The following is a 20,281-nucleotide window of genomic DNA, read 5'->3' as shown; positions in this document are numbered from 1 at the left end:
TCGACTGAGCGCTGGCCCTTGCCAGCATGAAGAAACCACGATGATCCAACGTCCTCAATTCGGCAGTTCAGGATGCCCGCTCGACTCAACAGCCCCCTACCGACCGTGACCGCTCTTGATCGGTCAGCACGCACCGACGGCGGCAGAAGCGCGCACCCGCCCATAAGCGCGGGCTCAAAAGACGGCCGGAAAGTTAGGAACGAGTGGTCTGCGATGCGGTTCGGCTGAAACGGCGTCTACCGGGCGTTCGAGGGGCGCGACGCGGCGCCGTCAAGGTGGAGAGCCAGAGCCGTCACTCATATCCCATGGCCGGGATGACCTTGCCGAGTGCTTCTTCGATGAACTCGCGGGTTTCGTCGTCGAATTGGTTGTTGCGGTTCGTCAGCTTGTGCGACTGAAACGTTGAAGGGGTGGCGAAGTCGTCGACGTCGAGCCGTTCGAACAGGGCGCGGCGCTGCCCGGGCCAGTCGGCGGCGAGATCTTCTGCTTGCACCTCGATGTATCGCCTGCCCGTCAGGTCGGCCGTGTTCTTCCAGGTGAGCCATCGGTGGTAGACCGGCTTGAGGTAGGCGAGCGCGCCGTCGACGGTGGGCGGTGCCCATGGCTGGGCCAGGTGGGATGCGAGCACGGAGACCGGGTGACGCTTGATGTGCACGATGGTCGCTTCGGGGACCAGTTCCCAGAGGAACTCCATGTACAGCAGGTTGAACGGGGTCTTCTCGCACCAGGTCGGCTTGCCCGCGTCGGCGGCTGCTCCGCCGAACATGGTGTCGATCAGGCCCCGCAAGATTCCGAGCAGTTCGCCCCGGTCGCTGAAATACCTGGGAAGTACCCGCCGGCGGCTCAGCGGCTCGAACGGCCCGGCAGGCCGGTCGGCGTTCGCGAAGCCTTCCGCGGGCGCAGGTTCGTCGTATGTGTACGCGATCAACTGCGGCCAGAGCTGTTGCACCGCGTCCCGGTAGCGCCGCTCGTCGACCAGCTCGGGAACGGTTTTGCCGCGATCGTCGCGCCGGCCGGGCACTCGTACGGTGAGGAAGTCGCTCAGCCGGTGCAGGGCGTCCTCACCGACGGTGGGGTCGTATCGATCGGTGAGCGCGTCGGCCAGGTCCCGTAGGCCACCCGGGTCGATGAGGAACCGGGTCTCCATGGGAATCCGATGGATCAGCGGATGTTCGCCGATGATGTTGGCGATCCGTGACGTTCCCGAACGACCCGTACCCGCAACGAAGATCGGTGAGGGGAAAGGCATGGCGAGCATTCAAGCTCTCAGCCCGGCGCCTGTGCAAGTCATTTATTCCCTTCATCCGCTGCTACGGGCCGGACCCGCACCCGCCGCGCCGCGTGCGTGCCGGACGGCCGCCTCCAACAAGCGAGAAACGAATTATCGAAGCTTCCCAACGCGCCGCATCCCTCACCCACTGATGCCCTGGTCTCGGCAGATCCGGGAGCTGGGCGGAACTCGTCATGACGTTCCGTAGCGCGCTGATCGCGGCAGATCAGGATGTCGGCGGTGACGACGAGGCCAATCGGCCCGGCCTGCCTGGACCCTCGGTGTGCGGGAGGCCGTCCCCGCCTGCTCAGCCCTGATGACCCCGATGGTCACTGGCCGGCGCCGAAGCCGCCCTGAGACTCCGCGCCCTGCTCGCCAACGGCGACTTCGACCGTTACTGGACCTCCACCTCGACCAAGAACACCAGCGCAACCACCGGGCCCGCTACCGACTCGCTGCTTGATCTACGAGGTCAGTCCCAGCAATCTGCACCCACCGCGCACTGTCCCCAGTCGAGCGCGAGCCGCCCGCCGGTGCGCCTTTCGCCCTTGAACAGCAGGCCCGCAGCCTGCCCGCAGCCGCGCGATGTCCGCAACCCCGGGCCCACTGGCGCCCGCAGGAGCGCGCGCACAACCGACAGATGCGTCACAAGTGCGCGTTTTACGCGTTCGGGTCCCAGTCTGCGAGCTGCTCCATCGGCTCGGTGTCGCCGGTGGTCTCCAGGCCGTCGAGCGGGACGCGCTCGTAGAAGTAGAGGACCAGTTCGCTCGCTGCGCCTCGCATCGCCATGTCGCCCGGCTCCGCCTCGGCGGCGAGATCGTCGCAGCGGACGCCGTCGGCGTTGAGGGTCAGGCGCCAGGAGCGGCCCTCGGTCGCGTGCAGGTCGATGGTCGCCGGCTTGAACGGCCAGGGGGCGGTCGTCGCCGAGACGGTCGTCAGGAACTCGTCGACGCCCTCGACCGCGACGTCCGTCGGCAGCGGCTGTGCGGCCCCCTGGGTGAGCTGGGCGTCGTAGGTGTGGACGGCGATCTCCTGGATCTGGTGCCGGGCCACGGCTCCGCTCGTCTCCGGGGCCTGCGAGCGGCCCCACCAGGTCCAGCAGCCGCGGTCCGGGCCGGCCTCGCGCATCGCGTCGAGCATGAGCTCGGTCGACTCGGCGAGCCAGGCGTCCAGGGCTTCGCGGTCGCGGGGCGCGGTCGGGGCGCCCTTCGGATCCGTCCTCGCCGGGGGCTCAGCGCCCGGGCCCGCCGCGATGATGGCGGCCTGGCGGCGGCGACCGTCGCCGAGGTGCTGCGCCAGTTCGCGCAGCGTCCAGTCCGGGCAGGTCGGGACCTGGACGTCAAGGTCGGGGGCGGACGCGATCGCGGCGCGGAACGCGGCCGAGCGGTCCTCGATCAGCCGCAGGACCTCGGGGAACGCCAAAATGTTTTGCACCTCGGTTGTGTATCACTGCGCTCCGACGGCCGGGTAGCGAATTTGTCGGACGAACGCGTCGACGGCCGGGCGGAGCGCCGGCGCCCGGTCGGCGGCATGTGCGGGCGTTACCGCGCGGTGGCCGAGGGCGGGAGGTAGGAGTGTGACCTGCGGCCGCGCAGCTGCGTCTCCCGCCAGGCGGATACCAGCATGTCTGACGTGCTGCGATCAGGGGCCACCGAGCAGTTGCTGGCGAGCCGCAACGAACTCCTCGTCGGTCAACTCGCCGCGTTGATGCTGCCGGACCAGCACCGACAGTTGGGAGATCTGGTCGTCCGTCGGACGGGCTGCCCCAGCGACCGGCGCTGGCGCCGAGCCACCCAGGTAATGAGTAGCTGGCGGCGGTGCCAGCTGGCTGACCGGACGGAAGAAGCGGTTGGCTGAGGGTCGCGCAAGTAGCACGACGACGACGATCAAGGCGAGCATCGCGAAGAGGGCAAAGCCGCCGCTGAGGTACCGATAGGCCGGCGGGTACGCGGCCGGCAACCGCTGGACGAACGTGTTAGTTCCGGAGGCGTCACGGCTGAAGGCGGACACGTAGGCGATTCCGCTGAAAGCGGGCGTACCAGCTTGGCCCAGCCCGCAGAAGTTACACATCAGGGACAGACCGATCGCGGTCCAGGCGATGATGCGGCCCGCGAAGTGCCCCGCACGCACCGAGGCGGCGATACCCAGTAGGACCAGTGCTGCCACGGCGGTGATCAACGCCGCGACGTATGGCAATGCCGAGGCCACTGGCTTGAGAGCGTCAAAGGCACGTGGGTCGACCTCGGAGGCGTTCAGTGCCTCGCGCACACGGTCCGGGTATGCAGCTGCGCCAGCGGCGACCGCCACCGCGTCTGCGAGATACCCGACGGCCACGATGGTCATCAGAGTCGCTGCAATCGTTACCGACCGCGGCCGTCCACCGACCTCCGCCTGATCCACCATCGGCACTTCCTTCTCAAAAGGGTTGGCGGCGACGCTAGCAGCGGCCGTCAATGGGGCGCGATCGGTCGAACGCCTCGATCACACTCTCGTCGGCATGCCCGGACGTTCCTCCGGACGCAAGCGGTCACGATCCGTAACGTTCGGATCGCGGCATGAGCGTGCACCAGATAGGAACGGCCACTCGTTCGCCAGCTGGTTGGTATGTCGGGGAATTACCGAGCTTCACGGGTCAGGGTCTGGCCAGGATGGATTCTGCGGTTGGCATCAGGGCGGTGACAGCCATCCGATCACGGCGAGGAACCGCTCGACCAGACCTTGGGGATGCTGCATGCGTTGCTCGCCGGATCCTGATGTGCACCCGGACCCACCTCCACGCCGCGTCGCGTCGCGTCGGTGATCGGAGACACTTCACCGTGCGAAACGACCTTGACCAGATCGCAGCGGCGTTCGTCGGCACGCCACTGGCCGGCCTGCCGATCGGACACGGCCCGTCGGGCACTGTCCTCGTCTCTGACATCGACCCCAATCGCCTGCACGAGGCCTGGCAGACTGCCGACGCACTGGTGCCGGTCATCGGACGCCGGCCCGTCATGGTCACCGACGACTTCGACGACACGCTGAGGATCCGGCCCGAGCCCGAGCCGGGCCCGTCAGAGTCGGAGCTACGCGCGTTTGCCCAGGCCGCCGAATCTTCCGAACCCTGGCTGACCTACCGCCACTACAGCGAGGACGACGAGGTCGACGAGGGCGAGGTCGAGTACTACGCGCGTGGCAGGACCCGCGTCGACCTGACTGCCCTGGTGTCGGATGTGGCGCTGCCGACTCCGCGCCCGGCGCTGGAGCGGGCGCTGTACGATCGGCTGCTCGCCGACGCCGACCTGCACGCCCGAGTGCTTGGCAGAGTGCGGTTCGTGACGCAGACCGACTACTGGTACACGCCCAACAGCGTCCTGCTCATGTTGCTGCCCACCAGCGACATCCGCAGCTCGGGGTACTGGGTGGACTTCTTCGGTGCGCCCACCCGCGAGTACCGGCAGACGCTCGCCGAGGTGCTGGCCCAGTGGCGTCACCGGTGGGACGCCCGCCTGGTCGCGTCGTGGGGCACCATGCTGCAGTTCCAGGTGGGCCGTCGCCCGGCGCCGGGCGACGAGGCGTGGACCACAGCCGGCCAGCTCAAGGCGCTCGCCCCGAACCTCGAGCTGAGCCGGTGGGAGGTCGCCGTTGCCTTGCCCTCCGGTGACGCGTGGTTCGTGCACAACCGGCCGTGAGAAACTCGACCAGACCCTGACCCCCGAGCTGAGCCGTCGCCTGCGGACTGAGCCACTCCTTGAGGTTGTAGCCCGAGCTCGACCGAGCGGCCCCTCATCGGCACGAGCGGTCGGCTGACTTGCAGGTCGCGCAGGTGCGGCCCCTGACGCCCGTTCGGCGGCAAGAGCGGAGTCGACGGATGGAGCGAGGCGAGGCAAGTCGGTGGCGGCGTGAGCGATCGGCGCGAAGAGGACGTTCAGTACCCACGTCTGACGAAGTATTCCATCGACGAGCTTCCACGGTTCCGCGGACAGCCTAGGGTGGTGGTCACGCCGCCCGGGGTGGGGATTGTCGGGCCGTACCATCTGCCAGTGTTCTCCCTCCGCCGGCGCGTGGTCGCCGGGTTCTTCGCCGGGGCCTTCCTTGTGGTCGACGCGGTGGTGTGCGCCCTGTTGGTTACGGAGTCGTTGATGCGTGCGTTCATCGTCGTCGGCCTAGCATGCATGTCGCTGTGGGTGCACATCGTCTTGCACGAGTGCGGGCATCTCATCGTGGCGTTGCTGTTGCGTTTGCCGGTTGTCGCGGTTCGTATCGCGCCCTTTACTGGTTGGCGCAGTGCCGTGGTGGTGCGGCCGGTACCGTCGGCGACTGCGTTGCCGCTGCGGATGGTGTTGTTGCACCTTGGTGGTCCGATGACGAATCTGGTCACCGCGGGGGTGCTCGGTGCCGCAGCGGCGTGGACGGGCACCACGTCGGACACGGTGCTGATGCGTGTCGCGCTGGTCGCTGCCGCACTTGTCGCGGCCCTGCTCGGGGTGGTCAACCTCATCCCCGGGTTAGACCCCCACAGCGACGCCAGCAACGTTCGTCGCTGGCTGTTGGCCCCGACGGCCGCCCGCGCCGCGCTACGGGCCGGCTACCTCGTGGAGGAGGTGAGCGGGACGGTACGGACGATTGCAGGCGGGGAGGGTGACGGTCGTCTCGTAGATCCTCCTGGCGATCAAGGCGACCCGCGACGTGCTCCCGCTGCCTTCCGTCGGCGCTGGGTCATGGGACCCGCGCAGCCGGCGGCAGATCTTGTCGCCGACGCCGCTCAGGAAGAAGCCAGAATGCTCAACCACAACTACATCGGCACAGAGCACATCCTGCTCGGCCTCATGCACGAGGGCGAGGGTGTGGCCGCCAAGGTGCTGGAGAGCCTCGGCATCTCTCTCGAGTGTGTCCGCCAGCAGGTTGACGAGATCGTTGGCCGGGGCCAGCAGGCGCCGAGCGGGCCCATCCCCTTCACCCCATGCGCCAAGAAGGTCCTCGAGCTGTCGCTGCGCGAGGCGCAGCAGCTCGGCCACAACCACATCGGCACCGAGCACATCCTGTTGGGCCTGATCCGCGAGGGCGAAGGCGTCGCGACTCAGTTGTTGGTCAAACTCGGTGCCGACCTCGATCGGGCACGGCAGCAGGTCGTCCAGCTCCTGCCTGCCCCGTGATCCTGCGAGATTCCCAAATGAAGGCGCCGTCGACAGCGAAGTAGCCGCAGTTGTGTGCCTACCTCAACACGGCCATGAGAGTGCCCGGTGCCGGCCCTCGACGCAGCGAAGCCCAGCACCCGGATGCCGGGCGACGTCGCGCGAGCGAGCGAGGACTCAGCGGGCGGGCACCGGCTCGGACGACGGCCGCCACTCCCGCCTGATCAGCCCGTAGACCCACGAGTCAGAGACCTCGCCGTTCACGACGCAGTCTTCCCGCAACGTCCCTTCACGCACGAACCCGAGCTTCTCCAGCACCCGGGCAGAGGCCACGTTGCGCGTATCGGCTTCAGCCTGGACGCGATTCAGGTCCAGCGTGTCGAATGCCCACCCCAGCAAAGCACGCGCGGCCTCCGTCGCGTAGCCGTGGCCCCACGCTGCATCGTCGAAGCAGTAGCCCAGCGACGCACTGCGGTAGTCCGGATTCCACCGGGTCAGGCTGCACCAGCCGATGAACGCCCCGTCGGAGACACGATCCACGGCCAGCCGCGCCCCGGTGCCCTCCTCTGCCATCTGCCGGCAAGCCGAGATGAACCGCTCGGCGCGCACGCGTTCGCTCCACGGTGGCGCGTCCCAGTAGCGCAGCACGTAGGCGCTGCTGTGCAGCGCGAAGAGGTCGTTCGCATCCGCGTCGTCGAAGGGACGCATTCGAAGGCGAGGGGTGTGCAGCGTGGGGGTGGGCAGCGACATGCGCGTCATGTTCCCTCCTGTGATTGGTGGCCGATCAACCAGACATCCGGTGCCGGCCACTCGCAATGGGTTTTCTCGGCGGGGCGGGCGGAACGACGTGCTCGCTCGTCGGCAGTTCAGGGTGCCCGCTCGACCCAGTGGCCAGCTACGGACCGTGACTGCTGTTGATCGATCAGCACGCCGGAGCATCTCTGGATGCCCGGTCTGGACTACCCCGGCTCAGTCCTGCCGGCAAGGCTCTCGCGAGGCTCGTCGCGGCGACATCCGAACGGCACAGGACCGAATTGGTACGGTCTTGCGGTGGAGTGGGCGGTGTTCTGGCGCATCGTCGAGGGTGCCCGGGCTGAGGGGGGCAGTGACAGCGAATGCGTCGCCCAGGTGCTCCTCCGTCGCCTTCGCGCCTTGGCACCGAAGGAGATTGAACAGTTTGAGGAGTTCTGGTTTCAGGCACAGGACGAGCTCTACCGCTGGCCAATCCGGGATGCTGCGACACTGCTGCTGGGTCCCTTCGACGATGATGACTTCCTCGCCGTGCAGGACTGGATCGTGTCGCACGGGCGGCGAACCATGCAGCGCGTCCAAGCCGACCCTGACAGCCTTGTCGAGTTGGCGCCCGACCGGCACAACGCTCGGATCGATTGGTTCTGCGGCCTCCCGATCGAGGCGCACATCGCGGCAACCGGGGCTCCCCTCGCAGCCGATGGGCCCTCCGGACCGGACACACCCGGCGGCACTCCGGCCGACCTCACTGACGAGAGCCGCACGAGGCAGCAGTTCCCAAGACTCACGGCATACCTCGACAACAATCCGTGGATCGAGCGCCCGTGGGAGTGTGCAGCCAGCTGATCACCACACTCCTCAGCGGCAGGTGCGGATGTCTGATCGTGGTTGGTTGATCGCGTCGGGCGGGCCTCGCTCGAGGTGTTTCTCAGGGGTGCGCGAAGGCCCGTAGGCGGGCCCTAAACTTGCGGGTCGTGACGACACCCCTCAGTCCGGTCGAGGTGGCCTTCGCGCTGTTGCGGGAGGGCCGGATGGGCGACGCGGAGAACCTCATGACGCGCGAGCTGCAGACCGCCACGGACAAGCACGGTCACGGCAGCCCGGAATGGGCGTCGGCCCAGTGCGACCTCGGCGATGTGCTGCTCAACGCCGATCAACGCGACCGCGCGATCGAGTGCTACCGCCGCGCCGTCTCCGCGCCGCCGCGGGATCACGAGTCCCGCAAGGACCAGTTGACCTACCGACTCAACCTGGGCCTGGCGCTGCGCATGGCCGGACGACTCGACGAGGCCGAGACGGAGTTACGCCATGGTGTTCAGGAGCGGCTCGCCTTCTACGGTCGCGAGCATGCCGGGTACGCGTTCGGCCTCGAACCGCTGGCGGACCTGCTGCGGCAGCGCGGTGACGTGACAGGTGCCCGGCAGGTCGTCGAGGAGGCGGTGGCCAACCTGTGGCGCAACGGGCACGAGCGGGTGGCCTCCGCGTTGGCGCTGCGAGCAGCGATTGTGCACGCCGGGGACACCCGCGAGCCGCTGTTCGTGGGCCTGCACCAACTGCCGGACGAGGTCGTCGAGCAGGTCGGGCGAGTCGTCACCCAGATGCTGGACCACGGCGATCCGGCATCCAAGCCCCTGCTCACCTCCCTGGTTACCGCGTTGGAGGAGCGGCTCGGCATTGACCACCAGGCGACGCTCAACGCCCTGTCCGCGCTGGCGAACCTCGGCCGCGATCTCGGTGACCAGGCGGGGCGGGTTGATGCGATCGAGCGCGTGCTCGCTTCGTACGACCGCCAGGGCCGGCAGGAGGAGGCGCTGATGGCAGCGCTCGGCTTGGCAATGGCCCAGGACGAAGCCGGCGATGCCGAGGCTGCGCTGCGCACGTACGCGTCGGCGTACACAAGGGCGGAGCGCATCGGTCGTCCGGAGCTGCGGAGTCAGGTGCTGCGCAACTGGGGTCTCGCGTTGAAGGAGGCCGGCCAGGTGGGTCCGGCGGAGCAACGGCTGACCGAGGCAGTGAACCAGGCGCGCCGCGGCGCCGACCATGACACGGTCGGGCGGGCCTGCATCGCCCTCGGTCTGTTCCTTCAGCATGAGGCACGGCTGTCGGAGGCCCGCATGGTCCTGGAGGAGGGCCTGACCGTCATGGATCCCGTACACCCGGACGCGATCATCGGCCGCAGTCACCTCGGTGCGGTCCTGGATGGCCGCACCTGCCGGTGCGGCGACATGGCGGGCACGATCGCCGACGCGTTCCGCGAGTTCGTCATCACCAGGCTTCCTGCGGACCTGCTCGACCGCTTGGAGGTGGCGATCATCGACGGCGACCTCAAGATCGATGTCGGGCTGCGGCGAGAGCCGACCGAGTCTGAGCTCGAGCGGCTCAACGACGTCTTCCAGACCGCTCACGCGGAATTCCGCCGCCGGATCAGCGAGCCCCGCTACGCCGGCTGACCGCCGGCTTTGTCACTGGCCCTGACGCCCGGTCGGCGGCAGATACCTGCAACTTTCTTGTCTGGTTGATGCGTCAGCTGCGACTGCCGTCTTGCTCAGCGGTTCCGCTCGTCGTGGTGCCGCAAGCGGGCTTTAGGCCGTTGGCGGCCGGTCAGGTCGGCGTGGACTGGAGGGCGTCCGCGACCGGGCGGCGGGTGGCGGCCAGGGTGGGGATGGCGGTGAGTGCGGCGACGGCGAGCAGGACCGTGAGTGCCCCGGTGAGCATCCAGGAGGCGGGTGCGTACTGCTGGTCGCCTGGGCTGGCGACCAGGTACAGCCCGATGCCGGCCGGGAGCCCGAGGGCGACGCCGGGTATCGCGGGAAGAAGCTGCGCCACTGCCATGCCCGCGGTTACCTGTGCGGGTGTGGCGCCGAGTGTGCGGGCGACGGCCAGGGGGTGGCGGGCGTCGAGGACCGCGGTCCAGGTGCTCACGGTGGCGTTGATGAGCGCGAGGACGCACAGCACAACGATGACGAGGAGCATGGCCTCGAGGGTTCGCGTGCTCTGGGGATTGGCCAGCTTGGATTCGCCGAGCTTGACCCGCGGGTCCTGCGCCAGGCCCATGAGCAAGGCGGCGAGCCCGGTCGTGGTGATCAGGGTGTTCACCATGACGAGGCGGGCGCGGCGGGGGCGGCGGGCGTTGATGCGTACCCCGATCAGCAGGGCGGTGGGCATCCGGCGGGACAGCCAGACGCGCCACCCGCGTCGGCGCGGTGGTGTGGCGGCGTCGGCCAGCGCGTGGACGGTGTCGGTGGTGGCGGCGCGTAGCACGGGTGCCAGCGTCGCCGCGGCGGCGATGGCGAGGGCGAGGACGGTGGCGGCGAGCACGGTGCGTAGCGCGGGCGGGTGGGTGCCGGTGGAGCCGAGGAGTCCGGCGCCGGGGTTGGTCAGCGCCGGTGCGGCGAGCCAGCCGGCGGTCAGGCCGGTGCCGGCGGCGGCGAGCCCGATGACGAGGTATTCGGCGAGGTGGACGGCGGCGATCATGGCTGGTCCGGCGCCGACGGCCTTGAGTAGTCCTACCCGGCGGCGTTGGTCGACGACGCGGCCGGCGACGATGTTGGCGACGCTGGCCACCGCGAGGGCGGTGAGCAGCCAGCTGCCGACCAGTAGGGCCAGGCGCGCCTGTTTGACGAGCTTGCCGTTCGCGTCGGCGATCCCTGTCCAGCTGGTGTATTCGATCCCGCCTTCGCGCTTGTGGGTGAACGAGGTGCTGGCCCGCGGGTCCGCGTATCTCAGGTTCAGGGTGTATGACAGCGGCCGCGCGCCGGCCAGCGCGCCGATCTGGCTACGGTCGACCCAGGCCAGGCCGGCGCTTTCGGTCAGGGGGCTGCCCGCATCAGCGCGCCAGTCGGCGCGCGGGTAGACGGCTCTGGCGGCGGTGACCGCGGTCCCGACGACCCGCAGCGGGTGGCCGTTGATGTCGACGGTGTCGCCGATGTGCACGCCGAGGGCGTTGGCGAAGGTGGGCTCGATGACCACGCCGCCGGGGCGTACCCAGGCGCCGGCGGTCACCGCGGGCCGGTCGAGCGCCGCCGGGGAGTTGTCCCGGCCCTGGACGACCGCGGGCACGGTCGTGCCGCGGGCGGTCAGCATCAGATAGGCGATCGGGTACGGCCCGCTGTGTGCGGTGACACCGGGCGCGGTGGCCAGCGGCGCGAGTGCGGCCAGAGCCTCCGGGCCCGTCGCTCCCGGCATCGCCACCACGTCGGGGCCCGCGGTCGCGGCCCGGGTCCGCTCGTACGGCTGGGCGAGAGCATTGGTCAGGGCGAGGCCGAGGGTCAGCGTGCCGGTCGCGGCGCTGATGGCGAGCAGCAGCAGTACGGTCTCGGTGCGTCGCCGGCGCACGTCCCGCACCATCAGCCGGCACACGAGTAGCAGACGGCCGGCCATCTCAGCGCCACCCGCCGTAGACCGTGCCCGTGCCGGAGGTGGTGGTGCCGGCGAGGCGGCTGTCGTCGGCGAACGACCCGTCCCGCATGGAGATCACCCGGTCGGCGACCGCGGCGATGCGCGCGTCGTGGGTGACCACCACCAGCGTCTGCCCCGCCGTACGCAGCTCCTCGAACAGCCGCAGCACCTCCAGGGTGGCCGCGCTGTCCAGGTTCCCGGTGGGCTCGTCGGCCAACACGACCAGCGGCTCGTTGCTCAACGCGCGGGCGATGGCGACCCGCTGCCGCTGGCCGCCGGACAATGCCGACGGCAGGTGCCTGGCGCGGTCGGCGAGCCCGACCCGGTCCAACAGATGCAGGGCACGTTGCCGGGCCCGGCGGGGAGGCTGCCCGGCCAGCAACGCGGCCAGCTCGACGTTCTCCACGGCGGTGAGTTCGTCCATGAGGTGGAACGACTGGAAGACGTAGCCGACGTGATGCCGCCGCAGCCGGGCCAAGCCGCGCTCGCTCATGGTGTCGATCCGGTGCTCGGCCAGCCAGATCTCGCCGTCGGTGGGGCGTTGCAGCCCGCCGAGCAGGTGCAACAGGGTCGACTTGCCGCAGCCGCTGGGACCCATGATCGCCAGCGTCTGCCCGGCGGGCACCTCCAGGTCGATCTCGTCGACCGCGCGCACCAGGGCGCTTCCCCAGCCGTACCGCCTGCTCACCCCTCGTGCCTTCAGCAGCGTCGATCCGGTCATGCTGCACCACCTGGCACGGCCTCGTGGCCCTCGCTTCGCTCGGTGCGCTCGCTCATGGGTTCGCCGTCCCTCCGGTCCGGTCGCGTTCGGTCCACATGCGCTCGCACGCCTCCAGCCACTCCAGGTCGGCCCGCAACCGCAGCACGACCCCTTCCAACAACAACCCGACGACCGGATCCACCGACCGCTCCAACGCAGCCCGCTGGGCATCCCGCAGCCGGCGCAGCACCTCACGCCGCTGCGCGTCGACCAGAGCCACCGGATCGGCCAACCGGGCGGCAGCGGCGGCCACCAGCTTGAGGTGGAACTCGGTGAGGTCGGGCCTCGGCCAGCTCACCTCGGTCAGCCAGGCGGCGACCCGCTGCTGCCCGGCCGGGGTCAACGCGTAGACCCGGCGGTCGGGCCGGTCCGGCAAACCCTCGGCGTGCTGCGAGGTCACCAGCCCCGCCTTGGCCAGCCGGGCCAGCGTCACGTAGATCTGCCCGGCGTTCATCGCCTCGCCGAGCGGGCCGAGCGCGCCACGCAAACGGCTGCGCAGGTCGTACCCGTACGCCGGCTCCTTCGCCAGCATGGCCAGCACCACGTCCTGCACCCAACACACCCCCCGTAGATCGACAATAGATAACCGCTAGCCATAGCAATGTCAAATCGAAGGGTGCAGCAGACAGAGTCAGCCGCCTACTGGATGGCGCTCAGCGCGGATGCGCCAGAGCGGTCGCCGGTACCAACGCGCCAAGGAAGGCCGACAAGGAACTGAAGGAACTGGTCGCCTCCACCGGCACCACCTTGATGGACCTAAACAGGACCTGAGCGAGGATCGGCGCCGGGGCCTGGAGTACGAGTTGGCACGGCGCGGCCAGGCGGCCGGGGAGCGCCGGGACACCGAGGTCCCAGATGAGCGGGCGATCGTGCCGAGGGTGAGGGGTCGGCCTGGTTGGCCGGAGCCAGGCCGTCTCTGGTTTCATCCCGTGTCGCGCTGACACAGCACGCGGTCGGGCGTGAGGATGTGGGCATGAGTTCATCGCAGCCCATCGTCGACCCCGGGCCCGAGCCGGGCACAACCGCGGGCGGGCCGGTGGATACTGCTGGCGCACGGTCCAGGCCCCGATCGCCGGACTCCCCCGAGTCTTCCCCGGATCACCGCTACCTGCTCGACAACGCCCGGGTGGAGGCGGGCGAGCGGTTCACCTGGCTGGCCGAGCTGTTCGACGGTGTCACGCGTGGGCACTTCGACCGGCTCGGAGTGAGGGCGGGTTGGCGCTGCTGGGAAGTTGGTGCCGGAGGCCCCAGCATTCCCGAGGCACTCGCCACGACCGTCGGACCAACCGGTTACGTGCTGGCCACGGACATCAATCCGGCCTGGTTGGACCCGCACGGCGGGTACGAGGTGCTCCGGCACGACATCGTCGGGGACCCGCCGCCGCAGCCAGGCACGTTTGACCTGGTACACGCACGGCTCGTGCTCGTTCACGTGCCCGACCGTGCCCGGGCGTTGGCGACGATGGTGGCGGCGCTGCGGCCCGGCGGTTGGCTATTGGTAGAGGATGCCGACACCGAGCTGCAGCCGCTGGCCTGCCTCGATGAGGTTGGCCCCGCGCAGCGGCGCGCCAACCGGCTGCGGCGCGCCGTCCGGGAGCTGATGACCCGCCGCGGCGCCGACCTGCGCTACGGCCGTACGCTGCCGCGGGCGTTGCGTGCGGCGGGCCTGGTCGATGTCACGGCGGCCGGCTACTTCCCGGTCGGCGGGGTAGCCTGCGACCGGCTGGAGACCGCGACGGTGCGCATGGTCCGCGCCGAGTTGCTCGCCGCAGGGCTGGCCAACGACGTCGAGATCGACGCGCACCTGGCCGCCGTCGATGCCGGCGAACTCGACCTCACCCTCGCGCCGCTGATCTCGGCATGGGGACGCCGCCCGGGCTAAGCAGAAGTTCTGCATATAACTGGGTGGCAGCATGGAGCGGCCGACCGGCCGGCCTCCACACCACCGTGATCACAACTCCAGACGTGGCCTAACCCCACGGAAGGGCGCGCCTACTTCGACCGGAAGAAGCGTCCCTGATCAGCTTAGCGATCCTGAGTCGGATTGAGTTTCCGGGATCGTTTCCCACCGTGGTGGAGATGCATGGGCGTGGAGATGGAATCCCGCGCCCAGTGCTGCTCCTCGTGGCCGGTGGCCGGCGGTGGGTGTGCTGGTCGTGTTCATCACGTCCTGGTGTCGGTGGGCTGCGCGGGGCAACCTCGGCCGGTCCGTTGGTGCGTGTCCCTCCGGACGCTTGCCCGCCCGGCCGTGAGGTCGGGTGGGGGAGGGTGCCCCGCGTCGCCTGGGCGCGGGGCGTGAGGTGCGGGGCCGGGTGGGGCCGGTCTTCGACCGATCCCACCGACTGGTCTTGGAGGTGCTGGGGGTGACGACGGCTGCGGCTTCGAGCGTGTCCACGACCGAGCGGATCACCATCTGCCCGCTGGTCTTGTCGATGACGGTCTTGCCCTGATGGGTGAGGCCACGGGCGGCGATACGCCGCCAGGCGCCGTGGTCGCGATCGCCCTGCCAACCGCAGCTGCCGGTGTTGGGGCAGATGGCCCACTTCCATCCCGACGTAGTAGGGCGGTCGGGGGCTTTACGGTGCCGCAGCGGGGTCAAACATTGCGGGCAATGCTTGGAGGTGTTGCGGGCGGGGACGGTGACCACGGCGATCCCGTGCTCGGCGGCGAGGTGCCGCATCCGGTCGGTGATCTTTCCGCGGACCTGCTGGGACAGGCGCGTGTTCAGGCTGTGCCCCATGCCCTTGGCTTCCATCGACCGCAGGTCTTCCAGGTAGATGACGGACGCCCGGGCGGCGATCGCCTGGTCCACCGTCCAGCGGGCGGCGGCCCAGGCGAGCGCGTCGTTCAAGTTTTGGCGGCGGGCGGACACGTGGCGGATCTCGCCGGCCAGCACCTCACGTTTCGCTGTCAGCTGCTCGTCGGGGCGGCCGCCGAGCAGCCGCGCGTACTGGTCGGCCTTCGCATGCAGCCGCTCACTGTGGCGGCGCAGCCGGTGCTGCTTGGCCAGGACCCCGGCAGCCCGGAACTGTCCACCAGCCCCCAACGCCGTGATCCGCCCGTCCGCCTGCAGTCGTAGGGCTCCGGCGCTGAGGAGGGTGTTGAGGCCCCAGTCCACGCCAAGCGCCACGGAGTGACCGGTGGCCCGCGCTTTCTGCACCGGGTGCGTGTATGCCATATCGGCACGCATCGTCCCGTCGGTGAGGCGGAGGGTGGGCAGGTGCAGCACCGCCGAGGCGGGAACCGTGGACGGCAGGCTGATCGGGCACTCGACCCACGTCCAGTCCCGATACCCTCGCGGATCCGGACGGGTGGGCAGTTGCAGCCGCAGCAGGGCCCTGCCCGAGTCAGTGTCGCTGCGCTCGATGCTGGCCTGCTGCCGATCACACGCGGCCAGCAGCAACATCCGCCCGATTCTCGGGACCCCTTCGAGTTCGAACACGTCCACCGGCAGCCGGCCGTTGGCCTTCGCGAACGTGACAACCTGCCGGGTCCGGGACTTGATGACATTCGACGGCAAATGCCCCCCGCCGGGGATCGCGGCCCGCACCTGATCCCACTCGCCGGGGGTGCGCTTGCGCGGATCGGCCGGCCACGCCGCCACGACCCCGGCGGCCACGTCAGCGCGCCATTTCACCGAACGAAGCGCACGCCCCGCCTGCTCCTGGACCATCCGCACGACCCGATCATTGACCCTCACACCCCCAGGCGGGGCGACCGTCCACCCCAGCCGCCGCAGCGCCATCCACGCGTGCGACGGCAACCGCCGCCCACCCGCATCCACCCCGCCAGCCAACACCCCCACATCCACGCGGTTCCAATGCTCACCGACCAGGACGCCCACCATGCCCGCCACCAGATCGGCACACCAACCGACACGCTGCGCAAGCACCGCCCGGGACAGCACCTCGCCGGTTGCCTCGTCCACCCCCGCGCGCAGCACAGCTCGGGCACACGCGGTCCGGGAGGCCTCGCCCTCGGCCAGTCGCAGCTTCCCGCTCACCGACTCAACGCCTCAACACCGATCCACAAAAACCGGCCCTCACCGCCGACTCACGTTGCCGGAGCCCTCCCGAGCCAACCCAAACGTGATGCGTCGCGGGGTGAACACCGACACGCTTCCCGGCCTTGGAAAGCCGAAAACGTTCCACACAGGCCAACCTATGATCACTGATCATCGATAATCAAATCGGTTAGCCTTGCTGCGGGCGTTGCGGCAGCGGTTGGCCGCCGTGGTGGTTGATCGATACTGTGCCTCGATGGCTCGTGCACAGCTCACCGCCCAGTTGGTGGTTGATGGTCGTGTTCCGCAGGCATTGGCGCTGTCTCCGGACGGCAAGTGGGTCGCCTACGTGGTCGCCCCGGTCGGGCGAGCTGGTGTTCACCCGGTCAGCGAACTCTGGGTCGCCGCCGTTGACGGGGCCGGGTCTCCGCGACGATTGACTTCGGGTGCGGCGTACGATTCGGCGCCGCGGTGGGCCGGGGATTCGCTGTTGATCTACTTTCTCTCCGACCGGGCTGAGCGTGGCAGGGCGCAACTGTGCCGGGTGGGGTTGGTCGACGGTGTCGTGCGGGCGGTCACGTCCTGGGCCGGTGGGGTGTCCGGTCACCTCCCGCTGGCCGATCCGGACGTTGTCGTGGTGATCGCAGCCGATGAACCGTCCGATGAGGATGAGCGCCGGGTGAGGGAGCGTGACGACGCTCGGGTGTGGGGTGAACGCGTGCGCCCGGACCGGCTGCGGCTGCTCGACCTACGGAGCCGGGAGGTTCGGACGCCGGCTGCGTTCGGCGATCGCCATGTCGTCGAGGTGGCCCAGCGGCCCGACGATGGAGTGCTGGCGGTATTGACCTGGTCGACCCCCGACGTGGACCCAGGAATGGTCGAGCCCGGTCTCCACCTGCTCGACCCGGACAGCGGCGCGACGCGGGACCTCGGCCCGGCTGCGGCGGACGCGTCGTCGCTCGTCTGGTGGCCCGCCGACGACGGCTGGCACCTGGCATACGTCGCGACGACTCCGCCCGCGCTGGTGGGCGGGCACGCGGTTCTCGATGTCGCCGTGCCGATGACCGGGCCGGTGGGCGTGCACCGAAACCTGACAGCCGGCACGACCGTCTGCCCGAGCAACCTGGTTCAGGTCGACACCGGTCCGCCGCTGCTGCTGGTCGCCGACGGGCTCGATACCGGGATCCACCGGCTCGATCCGGCCGGGCCCAACCTCGTCGAGATGTCCCGGGTCGACGGCCTCGCGACGTCGTTGACCACGAGCCGGCACGGTGACGCCGTCGCGGTGGTCGTCAGCACGTCCTACGAGCCCGGGAACGTCCACGCCGGCCCCACCAGCGGGCCGCTGACGCGGCTGACCGACCTCAGGCCCGAACTCGGCAACATCCGGTGGGGTGTCCAGGAACGCCTGTCGTACGAGGCATCCGACGGACTGACCCTCGACGGCCTGCTGATCCTGCCGGCCGGCCGGTCCCACAAGGACGGGCCTTTTCCACTGGTGACACTGGTCCACGGCGGCCCGTACCACCGGCACGCCGACCGGCTCCAGCTTGGCTGGGATCCGTCCGGTCAGTGGCTGGCAACCGCGGGCTACGCCGTGTTTCTGCCGAACCCGCGCGGCGGCCAAGGGCACGGCCACGACTTCGCGGTGCACGTCGCCGGTGCGGTCGGCCTCGACGAGTGGACCGACATCTGCGCCGGCATCGACCTGCTCATCGCCGGCGGCGTCGCCGACCCCGACCGGCTGGGTATCGGCGGCTGGAGCCACGGCGGTTTCATGGCCGCCTGGGCGGTCGGGCAGACCGACCGGTTCAAGGCCGCCGTGGTGGGCGCCGGCATCAGCGACTGGGGAATGCTCGCCGCAACCGGAGAACAGGGGCCGTTCGAGGCTGCCCTCGGCGGCAGCAGCGGCTGGGAAGGAACAGGTCCACACCGCCACGACCAGCTCAGCCCGATCTCGTACGCCTCCAAGGTCCGCACGCCGGTGCTGATCATGCACGGCGAGAACGACACCAACGTTCCGGTATCACAGGCGGAGTTCTTCCACCGCGCGCTACGCAGGTTCGGAGTGGAGCACCAGTACGTCGTCTATCCCCGAGAGACCCACTCGATCCGCGAACGCAACCACCAACTCGACGTGCTCCGCCGCACCCGCGAATGGTGCGATCGGTGGCTCGGATGACCCAACGTCCGACCGCCACGGCCGAACTCCGTGCGAGCGGGTGGCTCCGTCCGCATTCGCGCCCTAAGGACGTACCCGTGTTGCATAAGTTTGGTGATCGCCGATGTAGGCCATAGATAGGCGTCACATATGCTCCCGGAGGAGGCCCCTCATGCCTCGAACCACCCCCGTCCTGATCGCCGGCGTCCTTGCCGCCGCGCTCGTCGCGCCGGTCGCGCCGGTCGCGCCGGCGCAGGCGAACAACCCACTCGCCCCGATATCCAGTTCCCTGGCGCGGACGCTGACGACAGCCTCCGGCACGATCCCGGTGTTTGTGCACGGTACGAGCATCGGCGCCGCCCGGCAGGCGGCCGCCGACACCGGCCTCACACTCATCACCACCTGGAACAAGATCGGCGTCGCGGTTGCGCGCGGCACCGCCGAGCAGATCGCGGCCGTTCGCGGTCATGCCGGTGTCACCTACGTCGAAGGTGACCAGCCGCTGCGGCTGCACCTGTCGACCTCGAACGTCGCCACCCGAGGCGAGCAGGCGCGCGCTGAGCTGCGCGACGGACAGGGACGGCCGGTCGACGGCCGCGGTGTGTCGGCGGCGATCATCGACACGGGCGTGGACGGCACGCACCCGTTCTTCCGCAACGCCGACGGTTCCAGCGCAGTGAAGCTCAATCTGAAGAACATCTGCGGCCCGCTCACCGATCTGGGTCTGCCGCTCCCGCTCCCCAACGACTCATGCTTCCTCGACCTGACCGCGGCCAACGACACCGACACGCTGTCGGCCGGCGGGCACGGCACACACGTCGCGGGGATCGTCGCCGGGCGGGACACGACGCTCACCGACGGCACCCATCTGCACGGGGCTGCCCCTGACGCCACGCTGATCAGCCTGTCGGTCGGCGCGGGACTGAGCATCTTCGGTGCGGACAGCGCGCTGAACTGGGTGCTCGAGCATCACCTGAACCCGTGCGCGGGCTGCCCGCCGATCAAGGTGAGCAACAACTCGTACGGCCCCACTGGCGGTGGGGCGTTCGATCCGAACTCGGCGACCACCAAGCTACAGCGGGCGCTGGCCGCCGAGGGTGTCGTCACCGTCTGGGCGGCCGGCAACGACGGCCCGGACAACAGTGCCACCAACCCTCCGGGTCAGGACCCCACTCCGGGCATCATCATGGTCGCCTCCTACGACGACCACGGCACCGGCACCCGCGACGGTAGCGTGTCGACGTTCTCCAGCCGCGGGGCGGCGGGACACCCGGAGACCTACCCGGACGTCTCAGCACCCGGATCGAACATCACCTCGGCCTGCCGGCCGTACCTGCTGATCTGCTCGACCGGCCTGGACCCGCGCAACGGCCCCGGGCCGCTGGACCTCGGCACGTTCAACACGATCAGCGGCACCTCGATGGCAACCCCGCATGTCGTGGGCATCGTCACCCAACTGTTCCAGGTCGCACCCGACGCGACCCCGGCCCAGATCGAGGACGCGCTCAAGGCCACGGCGTACAAGTTCACGGACGGCGCGGCCTACCAGACCGTCGGGCCCTACACCACCGCAGTCGACAAGGGAACGGGCCTCGTCGACGTGTACGCCTCGGCGGTACGGCTGGGCGCGGCACCTGCCTGACGGCCGATCAGCTCAACGCACAGTAGCTCGTTCAGCCGGCACCGTCATCGACAACAAACAGCGCCACGGAGCGCACGATCACCGGCTGCCAACATGCCACGATGACCGTGTTTGCTCTGGCACAGCTCACGATCCACGACCAGGACCGCCACGAAACGTACGCCGCGGCGTTCACGAAGTAGT

Annotated in this window: 14 protein-coding genes and 1 pseudogene; 7 read left to right on the top strand and 8 right to left on the bottom strand. The window is 69.5% G+C overall.

Annotated elements, in window-relative coordinates; translation table 11 throughout:
* Positions 1 to 292: 292 nt before the first annotated feature.
* The 3 genes from ACFYML_RS33890 to ACFYML_RS33880 all read right to left on the bottom strand — a co-directional run bounded on the left by ACFYML_RS33890 (position 293) and on the right by ACFYML_RS33880 (position 3,673).
* A complete protein-coding gene (locus ACFYML_RS33890; RefSeq protein WP_387424521.1) occupies positions 293 to 1,249 on the bottom strand; it encodes a sulfotransferase family protein in 957 nt (318 codons plus the stop codon).
* Between the two features lie 681 nt (positions 1,250 to 1,930).
* Positions 1,931 to 2,704 (bottom strand): maleylpyruvate isomerase N-terminal domain-containing protein, encoded by a 774-nt coding sequence (locus ACFYML_RS33885; RefSeq protein ID WP_387424520.1) that lies wholly within the window; start codon positions 2,702 to 2,704, stop codon positions 1,931 to 1,933.
* A gap of 207 nt (positions 2,705 to 2,911) precedes the next feature.
* Positions 2,912 to 3,673, bottom strand: coding sequence for an SHOCT domain-containing protein (locus tag ACFYML_RS33880; RefSeq protein ID WP_387424519.1), 762 nt, complete (start codon positions 3,671 to 3,673; stop codon positions 2,912 to 2,914).
* Positions 3,674 to 4,086: 413 nt separating this feature from the next.
* Between ACFYML_RS33880 and ACFYML_RS33875 the strand changes: the two genes are divergently transcribed.
* Positions 4,087 to 4,941 carry a DUF4253 domain-containing protein gene (locus ACFYML_RS33875; protein ID WP_387424518.1) on the top strand — a complete coding sequence of 285 codons (855 nt, stop codon included), beginning with the start codon at positions 4,087 to 4,089 and terminating at the stop codon, positions 4,939 to 4,941.
* 1,029 nt (positions 4,942 to 5,970) lie between these two features.
* Positions 5,971 to 6,393: pseudogene (locus ACFYML_RS33870) on the top strand (Clp protease N-terminal domain-containing protein); the annotation flags it as partial.
* 168 nt (positions 6,394 to 6,561) lie between these two features.
* Here ACFYML_RS33870 and ACFYML_RS33865 read toward each other — a convergent pair.
* Positions 6,562 to 7,143, bottom strand: coding sequence for a GNAT family N-acetyltransferase (locus ACFYML_RS33865; protein ID WP_387424517.1), 582 nt, complete (start codon positions 7,141 to 7,143; stop codon positions 6,562 to 6,564).
* A 291-nt stretch (positions 7,144 to 7,434) separates the two neighbouring features.
* On the opposite strand from ACFYML_RS33865, the gene ACFYML_RS33860 reads away from it, so the two are divergent.
* The gene (locus ACFYML_RS33860; protein WP_387424515.1) at positions 7,435 to 7,980 is read left to right on the top strand and encodes a DUF4240 domain-containing protein; all 546 of its coding nucleotides are present in this window, start codon (positions 7,435 to 7,437) and stop codon (positions 7,978 to 7,980) included.
* A 128-nt stretch (positions 7,981 to 8,108) separates the two neighbouring features.
* A complete protein-coding gene (locus tag ACFYML_RS33855; RefSeq protein ID WP_387424514.1) occupies positions 8,109 to 9,584 on the top strand; it encodes a hypothetical protein in 1,476 nt (491 codons plus the stop codon).
* Between the two features lie 151 nt (positions 9,585 to 9,735).
* On the opposite strand, the gene ACFYML_RS33850 is transcribed toward ACFYML_RS33855, so the two are convergent.
* Genes ACFYML_RS33850 through ACFYML_RS33840 form a run of 3 tightly spaced genes read right to left on the bottom strand, consistent with a single transcriptional unit; the run spans position 9,736 to position 12,845 of the window.
* Complete coding sequence (locus ACFYML_RS33850; protein ID WP_387424513.1) at positions 9,736 to 11,514, bottom strand: FtsX-like permease family protein; 1,779 nt, start codon at positions 11,512 to 11,514, stop codon at positions 9,736 to 9,738.
* A gap of 1 nt (position 11,515) precedes the next feature.
* Entirely contained in the window at positions 11,516 to 12,253 is a 738-nt protein-coding gene (locus ACFYML_RS33845) for an ABC transporter ATP-binding protein (protein ID WP_387424512.1), read from the bottom strand.
* Between the two features lie 52 nt (positions 12,254 to 12,305).
* Positions 12,306 to 12,845, bottom strand: a complete 540-nt coding sequence (locus tag ACFYML_RS33840) for a PadR family transcriptional regulator (RefSeq protein WP_387281700.1) — start codon at positions 12,843 to 12,845, stop codon at positions 12,306 to 12,308.
* Positions 12,846 to 13,265: 420 nt separating this feature from the next.
* Between ACFYML_RS33840 and ACFYML_RS33835 the strand changes: the two genes are divergently transcribed.
* Positions 13,266 to 14,174 (top strand): methyltransferase domain-containing protein, encoded by a 909-nt coding sequence (locus ACFYML_RS33835; protein WP_387424510.1) that lies wholly within the window; start codon positions 13,266 to 13,268, stop codon positions 14,172 to 14,174.
* A gap of 138 nt (positions 14,175 to 14,312) precedes the next feature.
* Here ACFYML_RS33835 and ACFYML_RS33830 read toward each other — a convergent pair whose 3' ends face one another.
* Positions 14,313 to 16,295 (bottom strand): zinc ribbon domain-containing protein, encoded by a 1,983-nt coding sequence (locus ACFYML_RS33830; protein ID WP_387424509.1) that lies wholly within the window; start codon positions 16,293 to 16,295, stop codon positions 14,313 to 14,315.
* A 256-nt stretch (positions 16,296 to 16,551) separates the two neighbouring features.
* Between ACFYML_RS33830 and ACFYML_RS33825 the strand changes: the two genes are divergently transcribed.
* A complete protein-coding gene (locus ACFYML_RS33825) occupies positions 16,552 to 18,477 on the top strand; it encodes a S9 family peptidase (protein ID WP_387424508.1) in 1,926 nt (641 codons plus the stop codon).
* A 151-nt stretch (positions 18,478 to 18,628) separates the two neighbouring features.
* Entirely contained in the window at positions 18,629 to 20,098 is a 1,470-nt protein-coding gene (locus tag ACFYML_RS33820) for a S8 family serine peptidase (RefSeq protein WP_387424507.1), read from the top strand.
* Positions 20,099 to 20,281: the final 183 nt, after the last annotated feature.

This window comes from Micromonospora sp. NPDC007230, from assembly GCF_042869115.1.
Classification (GTDB): domain Bacteria; phylum Actinomycetota; class Actinomycetes; order Mycobacteriales; family Micromonosporaceae; genus Micromonospora.
The sequence above is the reverse complement of the archived record's forward strand: the minus strand, read 5'-3'. Positions and strand labels throughout refer to the sequence as shown.

Coding starts and splice junctions, on each gene's coding strand:
- ACFYML_RS33820 (WP_387424507.1), top strand. CDS start 18,629: ATGCCTCGAACCACCCCCGTCCTGATCGCCGGCGTCCTTGCCGCCGCG.
- ACFYML_RS33825 (WP_387424508.1), top strand. CDS start 16,552: ATGGCTCGTGCACAGCTCACCGCCCAGTTGGTGGTTGATGGTCGTGTT.
- ACFYML_RS33845 (WP_387424512.1), bottom strand. CDS start 12,253: ATGACCGGATCGACGCTGCTGAAGGCACGAGGGGTGAGCAGGCGGTAC.
- ACFYML_RS33850 (WP_387424513.1), bottom strand. CDS start 11,514: ATGGCCGGCCGTCTGCTACTCGTGTGCCGGCTGATGGTGCGGGACGTG.
- ACFYML_RS33890 (WP_387424521.1), bottom strand. CDS start 1,249: ATGCCTTTCCCCTCACCGATCTTCGTTGCGGGTACGGGTCGTTCGGGA.
- ACFYML_RS33835 (WP_387424510.1), top strand. CDS start 13,266: ATGAGTTCATCGCAGCCCATCGTCGACCCCGGGCCCGAGCCGGGCACA.
- ACFYML_RS33880 (WP_387424519.1), bottom strand. CDS start 3,673: ATGGTGGATCAGGCGGAGGTCGGTGGACGGCCGCGGTCGGTAACGATT.
- ACFYML_RS33865 (WP_387424517.1), bottom strand. CDS start 7,143: ATGACGCGCATGTCGCTGCCCACCCCCACGCTGCACACCCCTCGCCTT.